The sequence below is a fragment of the Streptomyces sp. NPDC028928 genome, from assembly GCF_055564915.1.
The window spans coordinates 242,146-265,527 of the sequence record NZ_JBVHVI010000003.1 but is presented as its reverse complement, the minus strand read 5'-3'; the positions used below and the strand labels follow the sequence as shown (position 1 = coordinate 265,527).

The window sequence follows — 23,382 nt, the reverse complement described above, 5'->3', positions numbered from 1 at the left end:
CGCCGTCCCAGGCCCTTCCGTGTAACCGGTACGACGGCCGTCACCCGCTCAAGCGGTCCGCGCGGTCCCCGTGCCCTTCTCCGCGTCCAGCGCGTACACGCACCGGTCCTTGCTGCACGCGTACACCACGCCGTCCTTGACCACCGGGGAGCCGGTGATCTCGCCGCCGGTGGCGAGCTTCCAGCGCAGGCGGCCGTCGTCGGCCTTCAGGGTGTAGAGGAGGTGGTCGGTGGAACCGAAGTGGATGCGGCCCTCCGCGACGGCGGGCGCGCCCACGACCTCGCCGCCCGCCTGGAAGCGCCACTTGGGGGTGCCGGTGACCGCGTCCAGGGTGTACAGGCCCGTGCCGCTGCCGACGTGCACGTGCCCGGCGGCCACCAGGACCGGCTCGATGGAGGAGCGGGCCTCGGTGGCGATGCGCCAGCGGTCGCGGCCGTCGGTGGCGTCGAGGGCGTAGACCGTGCCGAGGTAGTCGGCGAGGTACACGCCGCCGCCGGTGACGGCCGGGCCCGGGGCGAAGGCGGGCGGGCTCAGGAAGACCGCCGGGGCCTCGAAGTGCCAGCGGACCATGCCGCTCACCGCCTCGACGGCGAGCACGCGGGTGCCGGCGGAGACGTAGACGTACCCGTCGGGGGCGGGGGTCAGCCGGACCGGGACGCCGCCGCAGGAGGCCGCGTCGCCGATGGGGTACGACCAGCGCTCCTCGCCGGTGCGGGCCTCCAGGGCGCGCAGCCGGGCGTCCTGCCAGACGTACACCGTGCCGTCGTGGACGACCGGGCCCGCCTCGGGGGACTCGAAGTCGGTCTGGCAGCCGGTGATCTCCCACAGCTTCTGCCCGCCCGCGGCCTCCCAGGCCTGGACGCCGCCGCCGCGGGTGCCGGTGACGACGGTGCCGCGGTCGGCCTTGAGGGAGTACACCCAGGCGTCCGTGGACAGCCGCCACAGGTCGGTGCCCTCGCGGGCGTCCAGGGCGAACAGGGTGGGGCCGTCGGAGGCGTGGATACGGCCGTCCGCCACCGCCATGGACCAGGCGACGTCCCGGGTCTTGAAGCGGCGCCGGCCGGTGCCGACGTCCAGGGCGTGCACCTCGAAGGAGGTGACGTAGACCAGGTCGCCGTCGACGGCGGGGGTGCCCCACACGTCGTTGGACATGCGGAACCGCCAGGGGCGCCAGCCGCTCGCCGTCTCCGGGGGCGTCGGCGGTACGGGCGGTACGGCGGGGTCGGCGCCGGCCACGCCGGTGCGCGGCCGGGACCAGCTGGCGACCAGGCCGGCCTCGGGCGGGGGTGCCTTGACGGCGGCGGCCCGGGCGTCGGCGACCCGGGGGCCGGGGCCGATGGGCACCGGGGCGCCGGCCAGCCGGAGCGGGCCGGTGTCGGGGGCGCCGGCCGGGACGGACACCGGGGCGCTCGCGGGCACCGGGACCGGGGGGTCGTACGGCGGTGGCGGGGGTACGGCCTGCCGGTCGCCGCTGCGCGGGCCGCCGGTCGGGGCCTGGGCGGGCTTGGCGATGGGGCGTCCGCCGCGGCCGCGGGCCTCGATGAGGGCGACCGCCTTCTCGGGCAGCCAGGCGGAGGCGGTGCCGCTGTCGTCGGAGCCGGAGCCGAACAGGTGCGGGGCGAGCTGGGCCTGGAGGTCGGCCGGGGTGGGCCGGGCGGCGGCCTCCATCTGCATGCAGGCCTCGATCAGCGGGCGCAGCTCGTCCGGGAGCCCGGTGAGGTCCGGGCCCTCGCGGAGCAGCATGAAGACGGTCTCGACCGGGTTGGCGCCGTGGAAGGGCGGGTGGCCGGTGGCCGCGAAGACGAGGGTGGAGCCGAGGGAGAAGACGTCGCTGGCGCCGGTGACGCTGCGGGAGTCCTTGGCCTGCTCGGGGGACATGTAGGCGGGGGTGCCGACGGCGACGTTCGTCATGGTCAGACGCGTGTTGGAGACGCCCGAGGCGATACCGAAGTCGATCACCCGGGGGCCGTCCTCGACCACGAGCACGTTGGAGGGCTTGAGGTCGCGGTGGACCAGCCCGGCGCCGTGGATGGACTGGAGGGCCTCGGCGACGCCCGCCGCGAGCCAGCGCACGGCCTGGGCCGGGAGGGGCCCGCACTCGTTCACTATCTCTTCCAGCGAGGGCGCGGGGACGTAGGCGGTGGCCAGCCAGGGCACGGCGGCGCGCGGGTCGGCGTCGACCACGGCCGCGGTGTAGAAGCCGGAGACCGCGCGGGCCGCCTCCACCTCGCGGGTGAAGCGGACGCGGAAGAGCTGGTCCTCGGCCAGCTCGGTGCGCACCGTCTTGATCGCCACGCGCCGGCCGGACGCCGAGCGCGCGAGATAGACCAGCCCCATGCCGCCGGCGCCCAGCCGGCCCAGCACCTCGAACGGCCCGATCCGCCGCGGATCGTGCTGCGTCAGCTGATCCACCACTTGCCTGCCACCTCCCCGTACGAGCCGCGCCACTCTCCATATGTACGCGACCGGAGTGCAGCGTCTCACCACCGCACCGCCCTGGCGGCACGCACCCCGATTCTTCCTGGCCGGGCGGCCGGTTGCGAACCCGGTGACAATCGGGGTGTCTCATGCCCAACCCGACCAAAGCGTACGGATCAGCGCCGCAGCAGCGCGAACGACGCCCCCTGATTGTCGGTGACGACGGCCACTCGTCCGTACGACGTCTCGAAGGGTGGCGCCTGGACGCGCCCGCCGAGCCGCTGTACGGCCCCTAGGGCGTCGTCCAGATCCGTCACCCGGAAGTGGACGAGGAAGTGCGGAGGCATCTCGGCCGGGAAGACCTCGGTGACGTGCGCGCGGCCGAAGTCGGGCTCGGCGTCGGTGCCGAACAGGGCGTCGTGGAAGAGGCCGCCGTAGAAGGTGTTGGCCGCGGCGGTGTCCCGGGTGTACAGCTCGGCCCAGACGAAGGTGCCCGGCTCGTGCCGCCGCCCGAAGCCGGGGTGGGTGCCGGGCTGCCAGAGGCCGAAGACCGCACCCTCGGGGTCGGCGGCGAGGGCGGCGGTGCCGAGGTCGCCGACCGGGAACGGGGCCATGACCACCTGCCCGCCGGCCGCCGTGATCCGCCGGCCGAGGGCGCCCGCGTCGGAGGTCGCGAAGGAGACCGTCCAGACGGTGGGCATACGGCCGTCCGTCTTGGGCGCCAGCGAGGCGACGCGGTCGCCGTCCAGCAGGGCCCACACCGAGGAGCCGTACGCCTCCTGGAAGGTCCATCCGAAAAGCTCACCGTAGAACCGCTTGCCCGCCTCCACGTCGGGCAGCTCGGCGTCCACCCAGCAGGGGACGCCCTCCCCGTATGCCTCTTCGTTCGCGGATGCCCTGTTTTCGGCCATGCCGTCAAAGTAACCGGGCCGCGCGCACCCCGCAGACCAGGCACACCATCCCCGATACCCCCGTGCACCCCATTTGCAGTCGGCCGAATCGCGCTCCGATCACCCCTCGGTAAGCTGACGGCATGACAGGACAAGTGCGTACCGTCGACGGCCGCGTGGCCGGCCGGCGTGGGCAGGCGACCCGGCAGAAGCTGCTCGACTGCCTCAGCGAGATGCTCAGCTCCTCCCCGTACCGGGACGTCAAGGTCATCGATGTCGCCCGGAAGGCGGGCACTTCGCCCGCGACCTTCTACCAGTACTTCCCCGACGTCGAGGGCGCCGTCCTGGAGATCGCCGAGCAGATGGCGACCGAGGGTGCCGGGTTGACCGAACTGCTCGAAGGGCGCAGCTGGGCCGGCAAGTCCGGTTGGGCCACCGCGCAGGAACTCGTGGACGGATTCCTGGAGTTCTGGCGGAACAACGACGCGATCCTGCGGGTGGTCGACCTCGGCGCGGCCGAGGGGGACAAACGGTTCTACAAGATCCGTATGAAGATCCTGAACTCGGTCACCAACTCCCTCACGGACTCCATCAAGGAACTCCAGTCCAAGGGCCGGGTCGACAAGGACGTGAACCCGGCGGCGGTGGCCGGTTCGCTGGTCGCGATGCTCGCGGCGGTGGCGGCCCACCAGAAGGGCTTCTCCTCCTGGGGTGTGAAGCAGGCCGAACTCAAGCCGAACCTCGCGTTGTTGGTGCACCTGGGCGTGACCGGCAAGAAGCCCTCCAAGTAAGTACGCACCCGTTGCCAGGGTCCAAGTCCTGTCAGGCAGGCGGTGGTTCACACGGTGAGCCACCGCCTGCCGTCTACGCCGGCAACGGCCTGTCCCGCACCACGTGCTTCATCACCAGCGTCGACGTCAGCCGCTGCACCCCCGGCAGGGTCGCCAGCCGCTCGTCGTACAGCCGCTGGAAGGCGGCCAGGTCGGCGGTGGCCACCCGGAGCAGGTAGTCCGGCTCGCCGAACAGCCGCTGGGCGTCCAGGACGTGCTCCAGCTCGCCGACCGCCCGCTCGAACTCCGCGACCGTGTCCCGGTCCTCCTGGCGCATGGACACGAAGACCAGCGCCTCGAAGTTCAGGCCGAGCGAGGCCGGGTCCACCACCGCGCGGTAGCCCCGGATGGCGCCGGACCGCTCCAGCTCGCGCAGCCGCCGGTGGCAGGGCGAGACGCTGAGCCGCACCCGGGCGGCCAGCTCGGTCACGGTCAGCCGCCCGTCCTGCTGCAGCTCGGCAAGGATTTTCCGGTCCACGTCGTCCATGAAGTAGATATTTGCGCAGAAGCGGCGATCATGGGCAAACTCCGGGAACACTTTCGGGCCATTCACACCTAATGTCCCCTGTATGGACTCGGCACTGCTCCTCTCCTTCCTCCTCGTGGACCTGCTGCTGGTGTGCGTACCGGGCGCCGACTGGGCGTACGTCATCACGACCGCGCTGCGCGGCGCCTCGGTACCGCGCGCGGTGGCGGGCCTGGTCTGCGGCTACGCCCTGCACACGGCGCTGGCGACGGCGGGCCTGGCCGTGCTGGTGGCGGGCTCGCCCCGGCTGCTGACGGCCCTGACGGTGGCGGGCGCGGGCTATCTGCTCTGGCTGGGCTGGGGCGTCCTGCGCCGCCCGGCGGTCCCGGACGCGGACAGCACGGCAGCGCCCGAGGGCCGGCTCTTCCTGCGCGGCGCCACGATCAGCGGCCTGAACCCCAAGGGCCTGCTGCTCTATCTCTCGGTGCTCCCCCAGTTCCTCACCCTCAGGGGCAGCCACCTGCCCGTCCCCGCCCAGACGGCTGCCCTCGGCCTCCTCCACATGGCGTGCTGCGCGGCCGTCTACCTCACCGTGGGCACCCTCGCCCGCGCCCTCCTCGCGGCGCGGCCCACGGCGGCCCGGGCGGTGACGCGTACGTCGGGGGCGGCGATGCTGGGGATCGGCGCGTTCCTGCTCGCGGAGCGGCTGGCGACGCTCTAATCCGGGTTCCTGGTGAGCCGGAACAGCCGGATCTCCCGCTCCACCCGCGCCTGGTAGGTGGCGTACGGCGGCCAGAACGCCAGCAGTGCCTGCCAGACGGCGGCCCGCTCCTCGCCCGTGAGCAGCCGGGCCGTGACCGGGAAGTCCCGGCCCTTCCAGCTCACCGAGGCCTCCGGGTGGGCGAGGAGGTTGTGGGTCCAGGCGGGATGGACGGGGCGGCCGAAGTTGGAGCCGACCAGGATCCAGGTCCTGCCGTCCTCCTCCGGCATGCAGGCCAGCGGGGTCCGGCGGGGCCGCCCCGTCCTCGCTCCCGTCGAGGTGAGGACCACGCCGGGCAGCAGCTGGGCGCTGAGCAGCACCCGGCCCCTGGTGAGCCGGTGCACGCCCCGGTCGAGGGCCGGGACGACATGCGGGGCGACCTTGGCGAACAGCCGGGTGGAGGACGCCTTCTGCACGAGCCGGACGCCGAGTGCCGCGGGCATCAGACGGCCACCTCCCCGCCCGCGAACAGCCCGGCCGTCTCGGCGGCCCGGTCGCGGAGCCGGTGCACCGGGCCGAACAGCAGCTCGTCGCCGGCCGCCCGCTTGAAGTACAGGTGGGCGTCGTGCTCCCAGGTGAACCCGATCCCGCCGTGCAGCTGGATCCCCTCGGCGGCGGCCCGGCGCAGCGCCTGAAGCCCCTGGGCGAGGGCGAGTGAACCGGCCCGCTGCCCCCGGCCGGCCGCCCAGGCGGCGTAGTACGCGGCGGACCGGGCCGCCTGGACCTCGACGTACACGTCCGCCAGCCGGTGCTTGACGGCCTGGAAGGAGCCGATGGGGCGCCCGAACTGCCTGCGCTGTCCGGCGTATTCGACGGTCCGCTCCAGGATCCGGTCGGCGGCGCCGACGGCCTCGGCGGCGAGCACGGCGGCGGCGGTGTCGCCGAGTGCGGCGAGGGCGGGGCGCGCGTCCGCGTCCTCCGATCCCAACAACTCGGCGCTCACGTCCCGTAGTTGCACGCGGCCCTGGGGGCGGGTGGCGTCCAGCGCGGTCTGCCGGGTGCGGGCCAGGCCGGCCGCGTCCCCCGGGACGAGGAACAGCAGGGTCCGCGAGCGGGCGAAGCCCCCGGTGTGCGCGGCGACGAGCAGCGTCCCCGCGCTGTGCCCGTCCAGCACCTGCGCGGCCTCCCCGTACAGCCGCCAGCCACCCTCCGCCCGCCGTGCCTGCACCCCGCCGGCCCGTCCGCCGCCGGCGCTGTACGTGTCGTTCCCGCCGGTCAGGGCGAGGGCGGTGGTGAGGGCGGGCCCGGGGACGGCGAGGGTGGCGGTGAGGGTGCCGGCGGCGATCCGGGGCAGCAGGCCGGCGCGCTGGTCCTCGGTGCCGAGGGCGAGGACCAGCGGGGCGGTGAGGACGGAGGTGGCGAGCAGCGGTGAGGGGGTGAGCGCCCGCCCCACCTCCTCGCAGGCGAGGGCCAGTTCGGTGACGGAGCAGCCGGCACCGCCGTACCGCTCGGGGAGGGCGAGTCCGGGCAGGCCGAGCCGGTCGGCGAGGGCCGACCACAGCAGGGGGTCGTGTCCGGCGGGGGTGTCGGCGGCGGCCCGCACCTCTGCCGGGCCGCAGCGTCGGTGCAGCAGCTCGCGCAGGGTCCGGCGGATCTCGTCCTGCTCGGCGGTGAGGCGCGTGTCCATGGCCTTCCCTCCCCATCTGACGGGGCGTCATATTAGGTGGGCCGGAACGAGATGCCCAGAGGGAGGAGCCCGCTCATGGGCCGAGGGAGCAGGAAGGCCGCCGTGGTCGGTGTGGCCCTGTCCGACTGCGGACGGGTGGACGACGCGACGCCGTACGCGCTGCACGCCCAGGCGGCCCGCCGGGCCCTCGCCGACGCGGGCCTGGACCGGGCGGTGGTCGACGGTTTCGCCTCCGCCGGCCTCGGCACGCTGGCGCCGGTGGAGGTCGCCGAGTACCTGGGCCTGCGCCCCACCTGGGTGGACTCCACCTCGGTCGGCGGCTCGACCTGGGAGGTGATGGCGGCGCACGCGGCGGACGCGATAGCGGCCGGCCACGCGGGCGCCGTGCTGCTGGTCTACGGCTCCACGGCCCGCGCGGACATCAGGGCGGGCCGCCGCACGGGCACCCTGTCCTTCGGCGCGCGCGGCCCCCTCCAGTTCGAGGCGCCGTACGGCCACACGCTGATCGCCAAGTACGCGATGGCGGCCCGCCGGCACATGGTCGAGTACGGCACGACGATCGAGCAGCTGGCCCAGGTGGCCGTCCAGGCGCGGGCGAACGCCGCGCTGAACCCGGAGGCGATGTTCCGCGATCCGATCACCGTCGACGACGTCCTGTCCGGCCCGATGGTCGCGGACCCCTTCACCAAGCTGCACTGCTGTCTGCGCTCGGACGGTGGCGCGGCGGTCCTGCTGGCGGCCGAGGAGTACGTACGGGACTGCCGTACGGTCCCCGTCCGGATCCTCGGCACCGGCGAGCACGTCTCCCACGCCGCCATGTCGGAGTGGGAGGACTTCACGGTCTCCCCGGCGGCGGTGAGCGGCCGGCTGGCGTTCGGACGGGCGGGGGTGACCCCGGCGGACATCGACTTCGCGGAGATCTACGACGCCTTCACCTACATGACCCTGGTGACCCTGGAGGACCTGGGCTTCTGCGCGAAGGGCGAGGGCGGGGCGTTCGTGGAGAAGGGCCGGCTGCTGGTCCGGGGCGGGGAGCTGCCGGTGAACACGGACGGGGGCGGGCTGTCGGCCCAGCATCCGGGGATGCGGGGGCTGTTCCTGCTGGTGGAGGCGGTACGGCAGCTGCGCGGTGAGGCCGGGGAACGGCAGGTGCGGACCCGGGACGGCGGGTTGCCCCGGCTGGGCGTGGCCTCGGGGACCGGGGGCTGGTTCTGCTCCTCGGGGACGGTGGTGCTGGCACGGGACTGAGCGGGACCGAGCGGGGGAGGCGGGGCCGAGCGGGAGGGCGGGGGGGGTGGCGCGGGACTGAGCGCCGCGTCAGCGGTGATACTCGCCCCATGGCACAGCACGATCTTCACGAACTGCTCCGCTCGCTGCGGGTCTGGGACCCCGAGGTGACCCAGCTGCCGCCCTTCGACCCCGACACGGCTCCGCCCACCCCGCTGGCCCTGTTCACGTCCTGGTTCGCGGAGGCGGTGGCGGCGGGGCAGCCCGAGCCGCACACCATGTCGCTGGCGACCGTGGACGAGGAGGGCAGGCCGGACGTACGGATCGTGATGCTGCACGGCGCCGACCCGGACGGCTGGGCGTTCGCCACGCATTCCTCCAGCCGCAAGGGCCGCGCGCTGGCCGCCCGGCCGTACGCCGCCCTGGTCTTCTACTGGCCGGTGCTGGGCCGCCAGGTGCGGGTGCGGGGCCCGGTCACGTCCGCGCCGTCCGAGGAGAGCCAGGCCGACCTGCACGCCCGGTCCACGGGCGCGCTGGCCGCCGCGCTGACCGGCCGGCAGAGCGAGGAGCTGGCCTCGGTGGCGGAGCTGCGGCGGGCGTCGGAGGCGGCCTGGGAGCGGGCCCGGGCGAACCCCGGGGAGCCGTCGCCGACCTGGACCCTGTACCGGCTGCGCCCGGAGACCGTGGAGTTCTTCCAGGGGGACCCGGACCGGCGGCACGTACGCCTGGAGTACCGCAGCACGGAGTTCGGCTGGAGCCGGGCGCTGTTGTGGCCGTGAGAAGTTTCTTCCTCCGCCGGTCACACTTCCGCGCCGCCGTCCGTCAGGGCAGTGAAAGCAACTGACAAGCAGCGAGGAGACGGCGATGGAGAAGCGTTCGATCACGGCCGAGGTCCCGATGGCCCCCCGTATGCCCGAGGACCCCGCGCAGCTCGTGCCCGAGCTGGCGGAGGTGTCGGCGGCGCTGTTCCGGGCCACCGGCAACGGCTCGGTGCCGCGCTCCACGATCAGCCTGGTTCAGCTGCGGGCCGGGCAGATCGTCGGCAGCACCTATCTGACCGTGCTGCACACGGGCTTCCTGCGCAAGGCCGGGCAGTCGGAGGAGCGGATCACCTCGGTGGCGTCCTGGCAGGACTCGCCGTACTTCACCGCCGCCGAGCGGGCCGCGCTGGCGCTGGTGGAGGCCGTGCTCCAGCCGTCGGCGTCCGGCGAGCGGGTCTCCGACGAGCTGTACGCGCAGGCGGCCGAGCACTACGAGGGCAAGGCGCTCGCCACGCTGATGTTCGCGATCGGCCAGGTGAACTTCTTCGTCCCCGTGGCGCTCATCGCCAAGCCGGTGCCGGGCCGGTCGTTCACCGACCCGTGGAACTGAGCCGGTCCGGGCCGGGCTCGCGGCCGCCCGGCCCCGCCCGGAACACCGGGATCCCGTGCCGGAACGTCACCTCCAGCGGCATTCCGGCCCGCACGGTGTCCTCCGGGCAGTCCACCAGTTCCGTCATCATCCGGGGGCCCTCGGCCAGGTCGACGACCGCGGCCAGGTAGGGGACGCGGGCGGTGAACGGGGGCAGGTCGTTGCGGTGGACCGTGGACCACGTGTAGAGCGTGGCCCGGCCGCTCGCCTCCTCCCAGGTGACCTGCTCGCTCCAGCAGTGCGGGCAGAACTCGCGGGGGTAGTGGTGGGCCCGGTCGCAGGCCCCGCAGCGGCGGATCAGCAGGCGGCCCCCGGCGGCCGCCTCCCAGTAGGGGCGGGTGAGGGCGTCGGTCTCCGGGAGGTCGTGGCGCGGGCCGCCCGTCACGTCGTTGCCGCCCATCAGAACCACCCCAGCGCCGCGTCCAGCGACCAGGTCTGCCAGGACATGCCGAAGAACCCGACCAGGGAGATCAGGGCCATCATCGAGTTCTGGCCCTGCTCCGCCCAGTCCTGGATCATGAGGACGAAGTAGAGGGCGTTGAGGAGCAGGCCGCCGATCAGGGCGACCGGGGTCAGGAAGCCGGCGATCAGGCCGAGGCCCAGGGAGAGCTCGGCGTAGGCGACCACGTACGCCATCAGCTTCGGGTGGGGTTTCACCACCGTGTCGAAGCCCGCCCGGACCGGGGTCCACCGGTGCTTCGCCGCGACGTCCGCCGCCCAGGCGATGCCGCTGCCCCGCTCGAACCAGGCCTTCTTGTCCTTGTGCCGCCAGCTCTCCAGCCACCACAGGCCCAGTCCGATCCGCAGCACCGCCAGCCATTCCGCGCCGTCGAGCCCTATCGCGTCCATGGATCTGACGGTACGTCAGTTCGCACGGGAAGCCCACCCTGTGAGCCCGCCGTGAATCGGCCCTGAATCGCCCACAAATTGTTGACGATTTTGTTGGCGTCACCTTACGTTCGCAGACGCAAGGTCAGGAGAAGGCAGGACGAGAGGCAGTAGGGTGAAGCACAGGGCAGTAAGGCGCAGGACCGTCGTCATGGGCATCGGGGCCACCGCCGGTGTCGCGGCCGTGGGGGGCATCGCCCTGACCGCGCGGGCGTCGAGCGACTCCGGCTCCGCGTCGTCCTCCGACGCGCTGGTGTTCGACCCGGACGCGTACACCACACTCACGACGACGGTCACGGACACCGAGGGCACCAAGCACGCGGTGACCTACCGCTTCTGGAAGGCGATCACCTACGTCGCCGACCCGGTCGACACGCGGTACCAGTGCCTGAACGTCAGCGTCCCGGTCGAGATCGACGGCACCGCCGTGGACGCCTCCGACGCGCCGATCCTGTTCGCGAACTCCGTCGGCGGCTACATGCCGTCCTCGGTGGCCGACGCGACCGGGATCGGCGGCGGGGGCATGGGCGGCGGCATGCCCGGTGGCGGCATGCCCGGCGGCGGCACGCCCAGCGGTACGCCCTCCGCCGGCGCTTCGGCCTCCGCCCCGGGCGCCAATGGCAACACCAACGGCACCGGCGGCGCGCTCAGCACCAACCAGCTGCTGGCCCTGGCCGCCGGGTACGTCGTGGTCGAGCCGGGGGCCCGGGGCCGTACGCTCAAGAACTCCGACGGCGAGTACTACGGCGTCGCGCCCGCCGCGATCGTCGACCTGAAGGCCGCCGTGCGGTACGTGCGGTCCAACAAGGGCCGCATCCCCGGCGACACCGACCGGATCGTCTCCGCGGGCACCAGCGCGGGCGGTGCCCTGTCCGCGCTGCTCGGCGCCTCCGGGGACAGCCCCCTGTACGAGAAGTACCTGGAGGAGCTGGGCGCGGCCGACGCCTCCGACGCGATCTTCGCCACCGGCGCCTGGTGCCCGATCACCGACCTGGAGCACGCCGACGCCGCCTACGAGTGGAACTGGGGCACCAACGTCACCCAGTCCACCGGCAAGACCGTCGACCAGACCGTCTCCAGGCAGCTGCGGGCGCAGTTCGCCGAGTACCAGGCCTCCCTGCGCCTCAAGGGCCTGAACGGCTTCGGCCCGCTCACCGCCCGCAGCTACGACGAGTACCTGCTCCGGCAGTACCTGGAGCCGTCGGCGACCCGGTACCTCGCCGCGCTGTCGGACGCGGACCGCACGGCGTACCTGGCCGCGAACACCTTCCTCACCTGGGACGGCAAGAAGGCCACGTTCTCCTGGGAAGACTTCCTCAGCCACGTCGGCGCCCGCAAGAAGACGGCGCCGGCCTTCGACGCCTTCGACCTGTCGACCGGCGAGAACAACGAGTTCGGCAAGGGCACGACCCTGGCCCGGCACTTCACCGCGTACGGCCTGAAGAACGACACCACCGGGGTCACCTCCAAGCGCCTGGACAGTGACATCCCCGAGCTGCTGCGGCTGATGAACCCGATGTACCACCTGGTGGAGAAGGCCAACCCGCACCGCTCGAAGCACTGGTGGATCCGGCTCGGCACCAAGGACTCCGACACCTCGCTGACGGTGTCCGCGAACCTCGCCGCCGCCGCGGCGGGCCTCGGCGACGACGTCGACCACCTCTACTACTGGGACCAGGGCCACGGCGCCAACACCGACCCCGGCGACTTCATCACCTGGATCGCCAAGGTCACCGGGTACCGCGCCGAGAAGCGGTAGCGGGAACACCCTCCCGGCCGGTTCTTCACGGCCGGGACACCCTTCCCGTACACCCGTGATCAATCCGCAACCAATTCCGGTCTTGACCGAGACCCATCAACCGGGTGTGTGATTACGCTCCCGCTCATGGCCGTCTCCCGTCCCTCGCCCGCCCGCCTCACGCCGACCCCCGCCGACCGACCGGTCTACGTGATAGGCGCCGGCCCGGGCGGTCTCGCCGCCGCGTACGCGCTGCGGGCGCGGGGCGTACGGGCCGTGGTCCTGGAGAAGTCCGACCGGGTGGGCGCCTCCTGGCGGCGGCACTACGACCGGCTGCACCTGCACACCACCCGGCGGCTGTCCGCACTGCCCGGCCTCGCCATGCCCCGCGGGTTCGGCCGCTGGGTGTCCCGGGACAACGTGGTGCGCTACCTGGAGAAGTACGCCGAGCACCACGAGCTGGAGATCGTCACCGGGGTGGAGGTGCACCGCGTCGAGCGGTCCGCGGACGGCACCGGGTGGCTGCTGCACGCCTCCGGCGGCCGGGAGCTGACCGGCAGCGCGGTGGTCGTCGCCACCGGCTTCAACCACACCCCGAGGCTGCCCGACTGGCCGGGCCGGGAGGAGTACGGCGGTGAGCTGCTGCACGCCGGCGGCTACCGCAACGCCGAACCGTACCGGGGCCGGGACGTGCTCGTCGTCGGGATCGGCAACACGGGCGCGGAGATCGCCGTGGACCTGGTGGAGGGCGGGGCCGCGCGGGTACGGCTGGCGGTGCGCACACCGCCGCACATCCTGCGCCGCTCCACCCTCGGCTGGGCCGCCCAGTACACGGGCGTGCTGGTCCGGCGGCTGCCGGTGCGGCTCGTGGACCGGCTCGCCGGGCCGGTGGGGCGGCTCAGCACCCCGGACCTGTCCGCGCACGGGCTGCCGCGCCCGGACACCGGCCTGTACAGCAGGGTGAGGCAGGGCGCGATCCCGGTGCAGGACGTCGGTCTGATCGACGCCGTGCGCAAGGGCACGGTGGAGATCGTGGCCGCCGTGGAGGCGTTCGAGGACGGCGAGGTGGTCCTCGCCGACGGCAGCCGGATCTCGCCCGACGCGGTGATCGCGGCGACCGGCTACGAGCGCGCGCTGGAGGGGCTCGTCGGGCATCTCGGGGTGCTGGACGAGCGCGGCCGGCCGGTGGCACACGGCGGCCGTACGTCCGCAGAGGCGCCCGGCCTGTACTTCACCGGGTTCACCAATCCGATCAGCGGGATGCTCCGGGAGCTGGCGATCGACGCGGGAAGGATCGCGAAGGCGGTCGCGAAGGGGCTCGAGCGGTCGCCCGCAGGCTGAAGCAGTCGCCCGGAGGCCGGAGCAGGCCCCCGGGACCGAAGTAGGCGCGCGGTAACTTTGCCGTTCCGACCCATTCCTGACACTCCGTCAGTTCAGTAACCTGACAGAGCGTCAGTTGCTGGTGGCTGTCTCAGAGGAGGCGGGCGGAACGATGCTCGGATCGACCCACGGCACCCTCACCACCGACTCCCGCCGGGCCCGGGTCATCGCCTGCGGCGAGGAACGGCCCGGCCCCGCCGTCCACGACCAGGTGGCGGACCTCGACGTCAGCGGGCGCCCGCTGTACGCGGACGTACCGGACCTGACCCGGTTCTTCCGGCCGGAGTCGGTCGCTGTGATCGGCGCCTCGGACGCCGAGGGGCGGCCGAACACCGGGATCACCCGGCAGCTGCTGGACTGGGCCGGACGCGTGGGCGCGCGGGTGCACCCGGTGCACCCGACCCGGCCCTCGGTCTTCGGCCTGCCCTGTGCGGCCTCCGTCGCCGAGCTGCCCGGACCGGTCGACCTGGCCGTGCTGCTGGTGGCCGACCCCCTCCCGCTGATCGCCGAACTCTCCGAGGCGAAGGTGAAGTTCGCGGTGGCGTTCGCCTCGGGGTTCGCGGAGACCGGGGAGGCGGGCGCCGAGGCGCAGGAGCGGCTGGCCGAGGCCGTACGGCGCTCGGGGCTCAGGCTGCTCGGCCCGAACACCAACCTCAACGCCTTCGAACGGTTCCGGGAGGACCTCACCGGTCCGGCCATCGCGCTGATCACCCAGTCCGGGCACCAGGGCCGGCCCGTCTTCGCCCTGCAGGAACTCGGCATCCGGCTCTCGCACTGGGCGCCCACCGGCAACGAGGCCGACCTGGAGACCGCCGACTTCCTGTCCTGGTTCGCCGAGCAGCCCGAGGTCGGCGCGATCGCCGCCTACGTCGAAGGGCTCAAGGACGGCCGTGCCTTCCTGCTGGCCGCCGACCGCGCCGCCCGCCGCCGGGTGCCGGTGGTCGCCGTGAAGGTGGGCCGGACCGAGGCCGGTGCCCGGACGGCCGCCTCGCACACCGGCAAGCTCACCGGCGCCGACGACGTGGTGGACGCGGCCATGCGGCAGTACGGCGTGATCCGCGTCGACGCCCTGGACCAGCTCCAGGACACGGCGGCGCTGCTGGCGCGCGCGAAGCCCCCGCAGGCGCAGGGGGTGGTCGTCTACTCCATCTCGGGCGGCACGGGCGCGCACGTCGCCGACCTGGCCGCCGGGGCGGGGCTGCGGCTGCCGGGGCTGTCACCGGAGAAGCAGGCCGAGCTGCACCAGTGGATACCGGAGTACCTGAGCGTGGCCAACCCGGTGGACAACGGCGGCCACCCGGTCGGCGACGAGCGCGGCCGGAAGATCATCGACGCGCTTCTCGCCGACCCCGCGGTCGGTGTCCTGATCTGCCCGGTGACCGGCCCCTTCCCGCCGCTCAGCGACAAGCTCGTCCGCGATCTGGTGGACGCCGCCGAGGAGACGGACAAGCTGGTGTGCGTGGTGTGGGGTTCACCGGCCGGCACCGAGCCGGCGTACCGGGAGGTGCTGCTCGGCTCCTCCCGCGTGGCCACCTTCCGCACGGTCGGCAACTGCCTGGCCGCCGTCCGCGCCTGGCTGGACCACCACCGCTTCGTGGCCGACTACCGCTCCCCCTTCGACGCGGCCCCGCGCACCCCCTCCCCGTCCTTCCGCAAGGCGGAGGCCCTGATGCGGCCCGGCCGGCAGCTCAGCGAGCACGCGGCCAAGCAGCTGCTGCGGGCGTACGGCATCCGGGTGCCGCGCGAGCAGCTGGTGACCAGCGCGGCGGCGGCCGTACGGGCGGCCGGGCAGGTCGGCTACCCGGTGGTGATGAAGGCGTCCGGCGCGCAGATCGCCCACAAGACGGAGCTGGGGCTCGTGAAGATCGGCCTGACCTCGGCGAGCCAGGTCCGCGACGCGTACCGCGAACTGAACGACATCGCCCGCTACGAGGGCGTGGCGCTGGACGGCGTCCTGGTGTGCCAGATGGTCGAGCAGGGCGTGGAGATGATGGTCGGCGTCACCCACGACGAGCTGTTCGGGCCGACGGTGACGGTCGGGCTCGGCGGGATCCTGGTGGAGGTGCTGCACGACGCGGCGGTCCGCGTCCCGCCCTTCGGGGAGGACCAGGCACGCGCCATGCTCGGCGAACTCCGGGGCCGGGCCCTGCTGTCCGGCGTCCGGGGCCGCCCGCCGGCCGACGCGGACGCGCTGGTGGAGGTCGTCCTGCGGGTCCAGCGGATGGCCCTGGAACTGGGCGGGCGGATCGCCGAGCTGGACATCAACCCGCTGATGGTGCTGCCCCGGGGGCAGGGCGCGGTGGCGCTGGACGCGCTGGTGGTGTGCCGGTGACGGACATCCGGCACGAGATCCGCGACCAGGTGTCGTACGTGACCCTGGACCGTCCCGAGTCCCTGAACGCGCTGACCCCGGCCATGCGCGACCACCTCGTCGACCTGCTGGCGCGGGCCTCCGCGGACCCCCAGGTCCGGGTGGTGCTCCTCACCGGCACCGGTCGGGGCTTCTGCGCGGGAGCGGACCTGCGGGGCGGAGCCGCTTCCGGGGACCGGGTCCCGGGCGACGTGGCCCGGATGCTGCGCCTGGGCGCGCAACGCCTGATCTCCGCCGTGCTGGACTGCGAGAAACCGGTGCTGGCCGCGGTGAACGGCACGGCGGCCGGTCTCGGCGCGCACCTGGCCTTCGCCTGCGACCTGGTGCTGGCCGCCGAATCCGCCCGTTTCCTCGAGGTGTTCGTCCGCCGCGGCCTGGTCCCGGACGCGGGCGGGGCGTACCTCCTGCCCCGCCTCGTCGGCCTCCAGCGGGCCAAGGAGCTGCTGTTCCTCGGCGACCCGCTCCCCGCACCGCAGGCGCAGCGCCTGGGTCTGGTCAACCGGGTCGTGCCGGACGGGGAGCTGGCCGGGACGTCCCGCGACTGGGCGGCCCGCCTGGCCTCCGGCCCGACCCGCGCCCTCGCCCTGACCAAGCACCTGCTGAACACCTCCCTCGACACCGACCGCGCCGCCGCCTTCGCCGCGGAGGCCTGGGCCCAGGAGATCAACATGACCACCGAGGACGCCCGGGAGGGCCTGCGGGCGTTCGCGGAACGCAGGGAACCGGAGTTCCGGGGCCGATGACGGGGAGGATGAGACCGTGATGGGACACGCGGGAGCGGCGGCCGCCGCCGTTCGGTATCTGGGGCCCAGGACCGTGGAGCCGCTGCCACGGCCGGAGTTGCGGTGTGTCCGGGAGGACGAGCCGGCGCCGGTGGGGCAGGCGGAGTTCCGGCGGGTGCTGGGGAGCTTCGCGACCGGCGTCACGGTGATCACCGCGCCGGCCGCCGACGGAGAGCCCGGTCCCGCCGGGTTCGCCTGCCAGTCCTTCTCCTCCCTGTCCCTCGAACCGCTCCTCGTCTGCTTCATGGTGGGCCGTACGTCCACGACCTGGCCGCGCATCGCCCGCGCCGGCGTCTTCTGCGTCAACGTGCTCGGCGCCGGCCAGGACGAGCTGTGCCGGGGCTTCGCGGTGAGCGGCGGGGACAAGTTCGCGGGGGTCGCGTACGACCCCGCGCCGGTCTCCGGGTCACCGCGGCTCGCCGGTACCGCCGCCTGGATCGACTGCACCGTCCACGCCGTGCACACCGGGGGCGACCACCTCATCGTCGTGGGACGGGTGGACGCCCTCGGGGCGGACGGGGAGCAGGAGCCGCTGCTCTTCCACCGGGGGCGGTTCGTGCGGCTCGGCGGCGGGTGAGCCGGCCGGCCAGCGGCGATCCGCTCACCGGGTGCGGCGCCCGGCTCAGGATACGGCGGGCGCGAGGGCGGCCGGCCCGGTCCGCCGGATGACCAGGGACATCAGGGCCGCCGCCGCGCACAGCGTGCCGGAGGCGTACCAGACGACGTCGTAGGAGCCGAAGACGTCGCGGGCGACCCCGCCGAGGTAGGCGACGAGGGCCGCGCCGACCTGGTGGGAGGCGAGCACCCAGCCGAAGACGATGGCGCTGTCCTCGCCGAACTGCTCGCGGCACAGGGCCAGCGTGGGCGGGACGGTGGCCACCCAGTCCAGGCCGTAGAAGACGATGAAGAAGAGCATCGGCGGGTGCACGGCGGGTCCCAGCAGCATCGGCAGGAAGAGCAGGGACAGGCCGCGCAGGGCGTAGTAGACAGCGAGCAGGCGGCGCGGTTCGAAGCGGTCGGTGAACCAGCCGGAGGCGATCGTGCCGACGACGTCGAACACGCCGATCACCGCGAGCAGCGAGGCCGCCGTCGTCACGGGCATGCCGTGGTCGTGCTCGGCGGGCACGAAGTGGGTCTGGACCAGGCCGCTGGTGGACGCACCGCAGATCGCGAAGGTGCCGGCGAGCAGCCAGAAGGTGCCGGTGCGCACGGAGGTGGACAGCACGGCGAGGGTGCGGCGGGCGGCGCCGGTGACCGGGGGCGGCTTGGGCACGAACTCCTGCGCCCCGTACGGCGCCACGCCCACGTCGGCCGGGTGGTCGCGCAGGAGCAGCCAGACGAAGGGGACCACGGCGAACGCGGACAGGGCGACCGTGACCGCGGCGGGCCGCCAGTGGTGGTGCTCCACGATCCACGACAGCAGCGGCAGGAAGACCAGCTGGCCGGAGGCGGAGGCCGCGGTGAGGATGCCGCTGACCAGGCCGCGCCGCTCGGTGAACCAGCGGTTGGTGACCGTGGCGGCGAAGGCCAGCGCCATCGAACCGGTGCCGAGCCCCACCAGCAGGCCCCAGCACAGCAGCAGCTGCCAGGCCGCCGTCATCCACACGGTCAGGCCGGAGCCGACCGCGATCACGGTGAGCGCGACGGCGACCACCCGGCGGATACCGAAGCGGTCCATCAGCGCGGCGGCGAACGGCGCGGTGAGGCCGTACAGCGCGAGGTTGACGGAGACGGCCGCGCCGATCGTGCCGCGCGACCAGCCGAACTCCTGGTGCAGCGGGTCGATGAGCAGGCCGGGCAGGGAGCGGAAGGCCGCCGCGCCGGTGATCGTGACGAACGTGACGGCGGCGACGAACCAGGCGCGGTGCACGCGGTGGCGCCGGGCGGGCGGGGCCTGGACGGGGGCGGCGGCTGGGCTTGTCTGAGTCACGTCACCCAGCCTCCGATGCGCATGCCCGCGCATCGAGTGGCCCGGCGGACAGCCTTCGCTACGATCGGGCCATGACGACCACAGGGGGATTCCGGCCGCACCGGGTCGCCGTCCTCGCCCTGGACGGCCTGCTTCCCTTCGAACTGGGCATCCCGCACCGGATCTTCGGCCGCCCGCGGGACGCCCGAGGCAGGCACCTGTACGAGGTCCTGACCTGCTCGGTCCGGCCGCCCGGCCCGGTCGAGACGGACGCCGACTTCGCCGTGCACGTCGCCCACGGACCCGAGCTGCTGGCCACGGCCGACACGGTGATCGTCCCGGCGTCGTACGAGCGCGGCCCGCTCTACGACGAGGGCCGGCTCCCCGACGAGCTGGCCGCCGCCCTCGCCCACATCCGCCCCGGCACCCGGCTCGCCTCCATCTGCACCGGCGTCTACGTCCTCGCCGCCGCCGGCTGCCTCGACGGCCGCGCCGCGACCACGCACTGGGCCGACGCCGAGCGCTTCCAACGGATGTTCCCGCAGGTCAGGGTGGACCCGGACGTGCTGTTCATCGACGACGGGGACGTGCTGACCTCGGCCGGCGTGGCCGCCGGGATCGACCTGTGCCTGCACATGGTCCGCCGCGACTTCGGCACCGCCGTCGCCAACGACGTGGCCCGCCGCACGGTCGTCCCGCCCCACCGCGACGGCGGCCAGGCCCAGTACATCCACCGCCCGGTCCCCGACCCCCAGCTGGCCACGACGACCGCGGCCCGCGCCTGGGCGCTGGGCCGGCTGCACGAGCCGATCCAGCTGCGGGACCTGGCCGAGCAGGAGGCGATGTCGGTGCGCACCTTCACCCGCCGCTTCCGCGAGGAGGTCGGCGTCAGCCCCGGCCAGTGGCTCACCCAGCAGCGCGTGGAGCGCGCCCGGCACCTGCTGGAGTCCACCGATCTGTCGATGGACCAGGTGGCCCGGGAGTCCGGCTTCGGCACGGCCCAGTCGATGCGCCAGCACCTACAGGCGGCACTCGGGGTCACGCCCACCGCCTACCGGCGCACCTTCCGCACCGGCGGCGGAACCGAGCGGAACGGAGGCGTCGGCACCCTGCGCTGACCGGCCGGCGCGTATCTCGCCCCACCAGCCGACCGACGTCAGCAGCAGGGTCAGGGCCACCCCGGCGAGGACCGCCGTCGAGGGCGTGGCGAGCGGCAGCAGGGCACCGGCGAGGGAGCCGGTGGCCGCGTAACCGGCGCCGACGGCGGCGTACATGACCGAGTAGCCCGCGGCCAGCGCGCCCGGCGGCAGCACCTCGCGCAGGGACAGGTTGCGGGTGAGCATCGCGCCGGACTGGAGCAGCCCGGCCAGGGCCAGCGCCGCCGCGATGCCCGGCGCGCCGGGTATCAGGGCGACCGCGGCCACCGCGGCCGACATCCCCGCCATCAGGACCGCGCTGCGGGTGCTGAGCCGCCCCGGCCAGGACCGCAGGCCGTACAGGAAGGCGCCGGCGGCGGAGGACACCGACATCACGGTGAGCAGCGGGCCCGCCCAGCCCACGGCGATGCCGCGCTGTTCGAGCAGGGCGGGCAGGACGAGTTCGGCGAGGGCCAGCAGGGACAGGCTCGCCGCGCCCGTGACGTACACCGGCCAGGCGCGGGCCAGCACGCGCGGCCGCGACGCGCCCTTCCCGTCCCGCCCGCCGCGTTCGTCTTGTTCGTCCGCCGCCCAGCCGGCCGGCAGGAACCACAGGCCCGCCACGGACGCCGCCATCAGGGCGGCTTCGAGCAGCAGCGGGAACCGGGGGCCGATGCCGAGGGCCAGGCCGGTGACGGTGGCCGGGGAGATGGCCCAGACACCGAACGTCAGCACCGACTCCACGGACAGCGCCTGGGCCGCCGCGTGCCCGGGGACCAGGGAGGTGAGCAGCGCGCGCAGCCCGCCGGGCGCCGCGGCGGGACCGGCCCCGGCGAGGAAGGCGAACGCGGCGAGTATCGCGGCGGGCGCGCCCGGGAACGCGCCCAGGCCCGCGAAACCGGCGGCGCCCGCGACGAGTCCGGCGGCCAGGTGCGGCCGGGCCCGCCGGGGGTTCAGCCGCATGCCGAGCACGGGGGCGCCGAGGATCTCGCCGATGACGTAGGCGGCGGCCAGGGCCGCGCCCAGGGAGTAGCCGCCGGGGCGCTCGCGGACCAGGAAGACCAGGGCCAGCGGGGCCATGGCCACTGGCATTCGGGCGCCGACGGCCACCAGGGCCCAGGTCAGGACCCGCCGGGAAACGACATCGCGGTAGCTCATGCCTCGACGGTAGGGGCCGGCACCGACAGACGGCTCCCCGATTTCCCGAGCCTGTGGATAACTTCGCGCCCACCCCGACTGACGGGGCGTCAGGAGGCTGGCTCAGAAGGTGAGCACCGCCCGCGCCACCCGGCCCGCCTCCGCCTCGGCCCGCGCCTTCTCGAAGTCCTCCACCGGGAACACCGCGGTCACCAACTCGTCCAGCAGAAGGCGCCCTCGGCGGTACAGCTCGGCGTACAGGGTGATGTCCCGCTGGGGGCGCGAGGAGCCGTAGCGGCAGCCGAGGATCGACTTGTCCAGGTAGAGGGAGGAGACCAGGAAGGAGGCCTCGGCCGTGGCCGGGGGCACACCGAGCAGGACCGCCTGGCCGCGCCGGTCGAGCAGGTCCACGGCCTGGCGGATCAGCTCCACCCGGCCCACGCACTCGAAGACATGGTCCGCGCCCGTCGGCAGCAGGTCCCGCACTCCTTCCGCCGACGTCAGGAAGTCGGTCGCGCCGAACCGCCGGGCCACCGCCTCCTTGGCCGGGTCGGCGTCCACGGCCACGACGGTGAGGGCGCCCGCGAGCCGCGCGCCCTGGAGGACGTTCAGCCCGATCCCGCCCGTGCCGATGACGACCACGCTGTCCCCGCGGTCCACCCGCGCCCGGTTCAGCACCGCGCCGACCCCGGTGAGCACCCCGCACCCGATCAGCGCGGCCGACGTCAGCGGAATGTCCTTCGGGATCCGCACCGCCTGCACGGCCTTGACGACCGTACGTTCCGCGAAGGCCGAGTTGGCGGCGAACTGGTACACCGGGGCCGCGCCCGCGCCCCGCGTGAACGGCTTCGCCGGGCGCCCGATCGCCTGCCGGCACATCGTCGGCCGCCCCCGGTCGCACTCCGCGCAGGTACCGCAGTTGGCGAGGGTGGACAGGGCCACGTGGTCACCGGGCGCGACATGGGTGACCCCCGCGCCCACCGCCTCCACGACCCCGGCGCCCTCATGGCCGAGCACCACCGGTGCCGGGAACGGGATGGTGCCGTCCACCACCGACAGATCGCTGTGGCACAGTCCGGCCGCCGCGATGGCGACCAGCACCTCGCCCGGCCCCGGCTCCCGCACCGCCAGGTCGTCCACGACCCGGACCCGCGTGCCGTCGAACACCACACCGCGCATCACACGGCCCCCTTCGGCTCACCCGGCAGACCGAGCACGCGCTCGGCGATGATCGTGCGCTGGATCTGGTCCGAGCCGCCGTAGAGGGTGTCGGCCCGGGAGAACAGGAACAGGTGCTGGGCCGCGTCGAGCGGGTACGGCGACGCCGGCGACCAGTCCGCGGGCCCCACGGCCGCCGCCGCGCCCCGGACCGCGACGGCCAGCTCGCCCAGCCGCTGGTGCCAGTTCGCCCACAGCAGCTTGGCCACGCTGGGGGCGCCCGGACCGGCGGGGCCGGTGGAGTTGCCGAGGGTGCGCAGCGCGTTCCAGCGCATCACACGCAGCTCGGCCCACTGCCTGACGAGCCGGGCGCGCAGCACCGGGTCGTGTACGGCTCCGGTGTCCACGGCGGCCTGGACGACCTCCGCCAGTTCCCGGGCGAAGCCGATCTGCTGGGCTAGGGTGGAGACCCCGCGCTCGAATCCGAGCAGGCTCATCGCCACCCGCCAGCCGCGCCCCTCTCCCCCGACGACGTGCTCCACGCACGCGCGTGCACCGTCGAAGAAGACCTCGTTGAAGTCGCTCGTGCCGGTCAGCTGCCGGATGGGCCGGACCTCGATCCGGCCGGGCTGGTCCATCGGTACGAGCAGGAAGCTCAGCCCGTGGTGCCGGCGCGCCTCCGGGTCGGTCCGGGCCAGGACGAAGCACCAGTCGGCCTCGTGGGCGAGCGAGGTCCAGATCTTCTGCCCCGTGATCCGGTAGTACGCCCCCTCCCGCACCGCCACCGTCCGCACTCCGGCGAGATCGGACCCCGCGCCGGGTTCGCTGTACCCCTGGCACCACAGCTCCTCCCCGGCCGCGACGGGCGGCAGGAACCGCCTCTTCTGCATGTCGTCGCCGTGGGCGAGGAGGGTCGGAGCGAGCAGGTTCTCCCCGATGTGCCCGGAGCGCGGAGGCGCCCCCGACCGGGCGTACTCCTCGGCCCAGACGACCTGCTGGGTGAGGGTGGCGGTCCGGTTGCCGTATCCCGGCTCCGGCCAACCGAGCCCGATCCAGCCGGCGGCGCCGAGGGTGCGCTCCCATGTCCGTCTGTCCGGCGAGGCGTCGGCGTGCTCGGCCAACCACGCGCGGACCTCTGCACGGAACGCCTCGTCCTCGGCGGGGAACCCGAATTCCACACCGGCCTCCTCTCAGCCCCCCGAAGGGGCGCGGGGAACTGCGCGAACAACCACGACGCACCGGCAGTCGCCTGACC

22 protein-coding genes are annotated in these 23,382 nt (G+C 73.9%); 11 read left to right on the top strand and 11 right to left on the bottom strand.

Features of this window, described 5'->3' with window-relative positions; translation table 11 throughout:
• Positions 1-48: 48 nt before the first annotated feature.
• Entirely contained in the window at positions 49-2,415 is a 2,367-nt protein-coding gene (gene afsK / locus ACZ4U1_RS10290) for a protein serine/threonine kinase AfsK (RefSeq protein WP_467901873.1), read from the bottom strand.
• 179 nt (positions 2,416-2,594) lie between these two features.
• The gene (kbpA, locus tag ACZ4U1_RS10285; RefSeq protein ID WP_467901871.1) at positions 2,595-3,329 is read right to left on the bottom strand and encodes an AfsK-binding protein KbpA; all 735 of its coding nucleotides are present in this window, start codon (positions 3,327-3,329) and stop codon (positions 2,595-2,597) included.
• A 122-nt stretch (positions 3,330-3,451) separates the two neighbouring features.
• On the opposite strand from kbpA, the gene ACZ4U1_RS10280 reads away from it, so the two are divergent.
• Positions 3,452-4,099, top strand: a complete 648-nt coding sequence (locus tag ACZ4U1_RS10280; RefSeq protein WP_467901870.1) for a TetR/AcrR family transcriptional regulator — start codon at positions 3,452-3,454, stop codon at positions 4,097-4,099.
• 73 nt (positions 4,100-4,172) lie between these two features.
• Here the strand turns inward: ACZ4U1_RS10280 and ACZ4U1_RS10275 are convergent, their stop codons facing one another.
• A complete protein-coding gene (locus ACZ4U1_RS10275) occupies positions 4,173-4,625 on the bottom strand; it encodes an Lrp/AsnC family transcriptional regulator (RefSeq protein WP_467901868.1) in 453 nt (150 codons plus the stop codon).
• An 82-nt stretch (positions 4,626-4,707) separates the two neighbouring features.
• On the opposite strand from ACZ4U1_RS10275, the gene ACZ4U1_RS10270 reads away from it, so the two are divergent.
• Positions 4,708-5,325, top strand: a complete 618-nt coding sequence (locus ACZ4U1_RS10270) for a LysE family translocator (RefSeq protein WP_467901866.1) — start codon at positions 4,708-4,710, stop codon at positions 5,323-5,325.
• On the opposite strand, the gene ACZ4U1_RS10265 is transcribed toward ACZ4U1_RS10270, so the two are convergent.
• Both ACZ4U1_RS10265 and ACZ4U1_RS10260 read right to left on the bottom strand, forming a co-directional pair.
• Entirely contained in the window at positions 5,322-5,807 is a 486-nt protein-coding gene (locus ACZ4U1_RS10265; RefSeq protein WP_467901864.1) for a nitroreductase/quinone reductase family protein, read from the bottom strand. The genes ACZ4U1_RS10270 and ACZ4U1_RS10265 overlap by 4 nt on opposite strands.
• Complete coding sequence (locus ACZ4U1_RS10260) at positions 5,807-6,991, bottom strand: acyl-CoA dehydrogenase family protein (protein WP_467901863.1); 1,185 nt, start codon at positions 6,989-6,991, stop codon at positions 5,807-5,809. Before ACZ4U1_RS10260 ends, ACZ4U1_RS10265 begins: the two co-directional genes overlap by 1 nt.
• Before the next feature lie 75 nt (positions 6,992-7,066).
• On the opposite strand from ACZ4U1_RS10260, the gene ACZ4U1_RS10255 reads away from it, so the two are divergent.
• The 3 genes from ACZ4U1_RS10255 to ACZ4U1_RS10245 all read left to right on the top strand — a co-directional run bounded on the left by ACZ4U1_RS10255 (position 7,067) and on the right by ACZ4U1_RS10245 (position 9,589).
• Entirely contained in the window at positions 7,067-8,239 is a 1,173-nt protein-coding gene (locus tag ACZ4U1_RS10255; RefSeq protein WP_467901861.1) for a thiolase C-terminal domain-containing protein, read from the top strand.
• Positions 8,240-8,328: 89 nt separating this feature from the next.
• Positions 8,329-8,997 (top strand): pyridoxine/pyridoxamine 5'-phosphate oxidase, encoded by a 669-nt coding sequence (locus ACZ4U1_RS10250; protein WP_467901859.1) that lies wholly within the window; start codon positions 8,329-8,331, stop codon positions 8,995-8,997.
• An 85-nt stretch (positions 8,998-9,082) separates the two neighbouring features.
• A complete protein-coding gene (locus ACZ4U1_RS10245; protein WP_467901857.1) occupies positions 9,083-9,589 on the top strand; it encodes a carboxymuconolactone decarboxylase family protein in 507 nt (168 codons plus the stop codon).
• Here the strand turns inward: ACZ4U1_RS10245 and ACZ4U1_RS10240 are convergent.
• Together ACZ4U1_RS10240 and ACZ4U1_RS10235 are read right to left on the bottom strand one after the other, a co-directional pair.
• On the bottom strand, positions 9,570-10,028 hold the full coding sequence (locus ACZ4U1_RS10240) for a Zn-ribbon domain-containing OB-fold protein (protein WP_467901855.1): 459 nt from the start codon (positions 10,026-10,028) through the stop codon (positions 9,570-9,572). The two genes, ACZ4U1_RS10245 and ACZ4U1_RS10240, sit on opposite strands and share 20 nt — an antisense overlap.
• On the bottom strand, positions 10,028-10,477 hold the full coding sequence (locus tag ACZ4U1_RS10235) for a DoxX family protein (RefSeq protein WP_467901853.1): 450 nt from the start codon (positions 10,475-10,477) through the stop codon (positions 10,028-10,030). The genes ACZ4U1_RS10240 and ACZ4U1_RS10235 overlap by 1 nt, the downstream gene beginning before the upstream one ends.
• Positions 10,478-10,667: 190 nt before the next feature.
• Between ACZ4U1_RS10235 and ACZ4U1_RS10230 the strand changes: the two genes are divergently transcribed.
• From ACZ4U1_RS10230 to ACZ4U1_RS10210, 5 genes are all read left to right on the top strand, one after another.
• Positions 10,668-12,275, top strand: a complete 1,608-nt coding sequence (locus tag ACZ4U1_RS10230) for a subtype B tannase (RefSeq protein WP_467901851.1) — start codon at positions 10,668-10,670, stop codon at positions 12,273-12,275.
• Positions 12,276-12,401: 126 nt separating this feature from the next.
• Positions 12,402-13,595, top strand: a complete 1,194-nt coding sequence (locus tag ACZ4U1_RS10225) for a flavin-containing monooxygenase (protein ID WP_467901849.1) — start codon at positions 12,402-12,404, stop codon at positions 13,593-13,595.
• A gap of 151 nt (positions 13,596-13,746) precedes the next feature.
• The gene (locus tag ACZ4U1_RS10220; protein WP_467901847.1) at positions 13,747-15,966 is read left to right on the top strand and encodes an acetate--CoA ligase family protein; all 2,220 of its coding nucleotides are present in this window, start codon (positions 13,747-13,749) and stop codon (positions 15,964-15,966) included.
• Positions 15,957-16,748, top strand: coding sequence for an enoyl-CoA hydratase/isomerase family protein (locus tag ACZ4U1_RS10215; protein ID WP_467901845.1), 792 nt, complete (start codon positions 15,957-15,959; stop codon positions 16,746-16,748). The genes ACZ4U1_RS10220 and ACZ4U1_RS10215 overlap by 10 nt, the downstream gene beginning before the upstream one ends.
• Positions 16,749-16,767: 19 nt before the next feature.
• A complete protein-coding gene (locus ACZ4U1_RS10210) occupies positions 16,768-17,364 on the top strand; it encodes a flavin reductase family protein (RefSeq protein ID WP_467901843.1) in 597 nt (198 codons plus the stop codon).
• A 45-nt stretch (positions 17,365-17,409) separates the two neighbouring features.
• Here the strand turns inward: ACZ4U1_RS10210 and ACZ4U1_RS10205 are convergent, their stop codons facing one another.
• Positions 17,410-18,717 carry an MFS transporter gene (locus ACZ4U1_RS10205; protein ID WP_467901841.1) on the bottom strand — a complete coding sequence of 436 codons (1,308 nt, stop codon included), beginning with the start codon at positions 18,715-18,717 and terminating at the stop codon, positions 17,410-17,412.
• Between the two features lie 71 nt (positions 18,718-18,788).
• Between ACZ4U1_RS10205 and ACZ4U1_RS10200 the strand changes: the two genes are divergently transcribed.
• The gene (locus ACZ4U1_RS10200; protein ID WP_467901839.1) at positions 18,789-19,814 is read left to right on the top strand and encodes a GlxA family transcriptional regulator; all 1,026 of its coding nucleotides are present in this window, start codon (positions 18,789-18,791) and stop codon (positions 19,812-19,814) included.
• On the opposite strand, the gene ACZ4U1_RS10195 is transcribed toward ACZ4U1_RS10200, so the two are convergent.
• The 3 genes from ACZ4U1_RS10195 to ACZ4U1_RS10185 all read right to left on the bottom strand — a co-directional run bounded on the left by ACZ4U1_RS10195 (position 19,716) and on the right by ACZ4U1_RS10185 (position 23,305).
• Entirely contained in the window at positions 19,716-20,990 is a 1,275-nt protein-coding gene (locus ACZ4U1_RS10195; protein WP_467901837.1) for an MFS transporter, read from the bottom strand. The genes ACZ4U1_RS10200 and ACZ4U1_RS10195 overlap by 99 nt on opposite strands.
• A gap of 102 nt (positions 20,991-21,092) precedes the next feature.
• Positions 21,093-22,148 (bottom strand): Zn-dependent alcohol dehydrogenase, encoded by a 1,056-nt coding sequence (locus ACZ4U1_RS10190; RefSeq protein ID WP_467901835.1) that lies wholly within the window; start codon positions 22,146-22,148, stop codon positions 21,093-21,095.
• Positions 22,148-23,305: an acyl-CoA dehydrogenase family protein gene (locus ACZ4U1_RS10185; protein ID WP_467901834.1), complete on the bottom strand. Its 1,158-nt coding sequence runs from the start codon at positions 23,303-23,305 to the stop codon at positions 22,148-22,150. The genes ACZ4U1_RS10190 and ACZ4U1_RS10185 overlap by 1 nt, the downstream gene beginning before the upstream one ends.
• Positions 23,306-23,382 lie beyond the last annotated feature (77 nt).

What these genes read in the sequence shown, in the direction of transcription:
- kbpA (WP_467901871.1), bottom strand. Translation starts at nt 3,329, where the DNA reads ATGGCCGAAAACAGGGCATCCGCGAACGAAGAGGCATACGGGGAGGGC.
- ACZ4U1_RS10280 (WP_467901870.1), top strand. Translation starts at nt 3,452, where the DNA reads ATGACAGGACAAGTGCGTACCGTCGACGGCCGCGTGGCCGGCCGGCGT.
- ACZ4U1_RS10275 (WP_467901868.1), bottom strand. Translation starts at nt 4,625, where the DNA reads ATGGACGACGTGGACCGGAAAATCCTTGCCGAGCTGCAGCAGGACGGG.
- ACZ4U1_RS10270 (WP_467901866.1), top strand. Translation starts at nt 4,708, where the DNA reads ATGGACTCGGCACTGCTCCTCTCCTTCCTCCTCGTGGACCTGCTGCTG.
- ACZ4U1_RS10265 (WP_467901864.1), bottom strand. Translation starts at nt 5,807, where the DNA reads ATGCCCGCGGCACTCGGCGTCCGGCTCGTGCAGAAGGCGTCCTCCACC.
- ACZ4U1_RS10260 (WP_467901863.1), bottom strand. Translation starts at nt 6,991, where the DNA reads ATGGACACGCGCCTCACCGCCGAGCAGGACGAGATCCGCCGGACCCTG.
- ACZ4U1_RS10255 (WP_467901861.1), top strand. Translation starts at nt 7,067, where the DNA reads ATGGGCCGAGGGAGCAGGAAGGCCGCCGTGGTCGGTGTGGCCCTGTCC.
- ACZ4U1_RS10250 (WP_467901859.1), top strand. Translation starts at nt 8,329, where the DNA reads ATGGCACAGCACGATCTTCACGAACTGCTCCGCTCGCTGCGGGTCTGG.
- ACZ4U1_RS10245 (WP_467901857.1), top strand. Translation starts at nt 9,083, where the DNA reads ATGGAGAAGCGTTCGATCACGGCCGAGGTCCCGATGGCCCCCCGTATG.
- ACZ4U1_RS10240 (WP_467901855.1), bottom strand. Translation starts at nt 10,028, where the DNA reads ATGGGCGGCAACGACGTGACGGGCGGCCCGCGCCACGACCTCCCGGAG.
- ACZ4U1_RS10235 (WP_467901853.1), bottom strand. Translation starts at nt 10,477, where the DNA reads ATGGACGCGATAGGGCTCGACGGCGCGGAATGGCTGGCGGTGCTGCGG.
- ACZ4U1_RS10230 (WP_467901851.1), top strand. Translation starts at nt 10,668, where the DNA reads ATGGGCATCGGGGCCACCGCCGGTGTCGCGGCCGTGGGGGGCATCGCC.
- ACZ4U1_RS10225 (WP_467901849.1), top strand. Translation starts at nt 12,402, where the DNA reads ATGGCCGTCTCCCGTCCCTCGCCCGCCCGCCTCACGCCGACCCCCGCC.
- ACZ4U1_RS10220 (WP_467901847.1), top strand. Translation starts at nt 13,747, where the DNA reads ATGCTCGGATCGACCCACGGCACCCTCACCACCGACTCCCGCCGGGCC.
- ACZ4U1_RS10210 (WP_467901843.1), top strand. Translation starts at nt 16,768, where the DNA reads ATGGGACACGCGGGAGCGGCGGCCGCCGCCGTTCGGTATCTGGGGCCC.
- ACZ4U1_RS10200 (WP_467901839.1), top strand. Translation starts at nt 18,789, where the DNA reads ATGACGACCACAGGGGGATTCCGGCCGCACCGGGTCGCCGTCCTCGCC.
- ACZ4U1_RS10195 (WP_467901837.1), bottom strand. Translation starts at nt 20,990, where the DNA reads ATGAGCTACCGCGATGTCGTTTCCCGGCGGGTCCTGACCTGGGCCCTG.
- ACZ4U1_RS10190 (WP_467901835.1), bottom strand. Translation starts at nt 22,148, where the DNA reads ATGCGCGGTGTGGTGTTCGACGGCACGCGGGTCCGGGTCGTGGACGAC.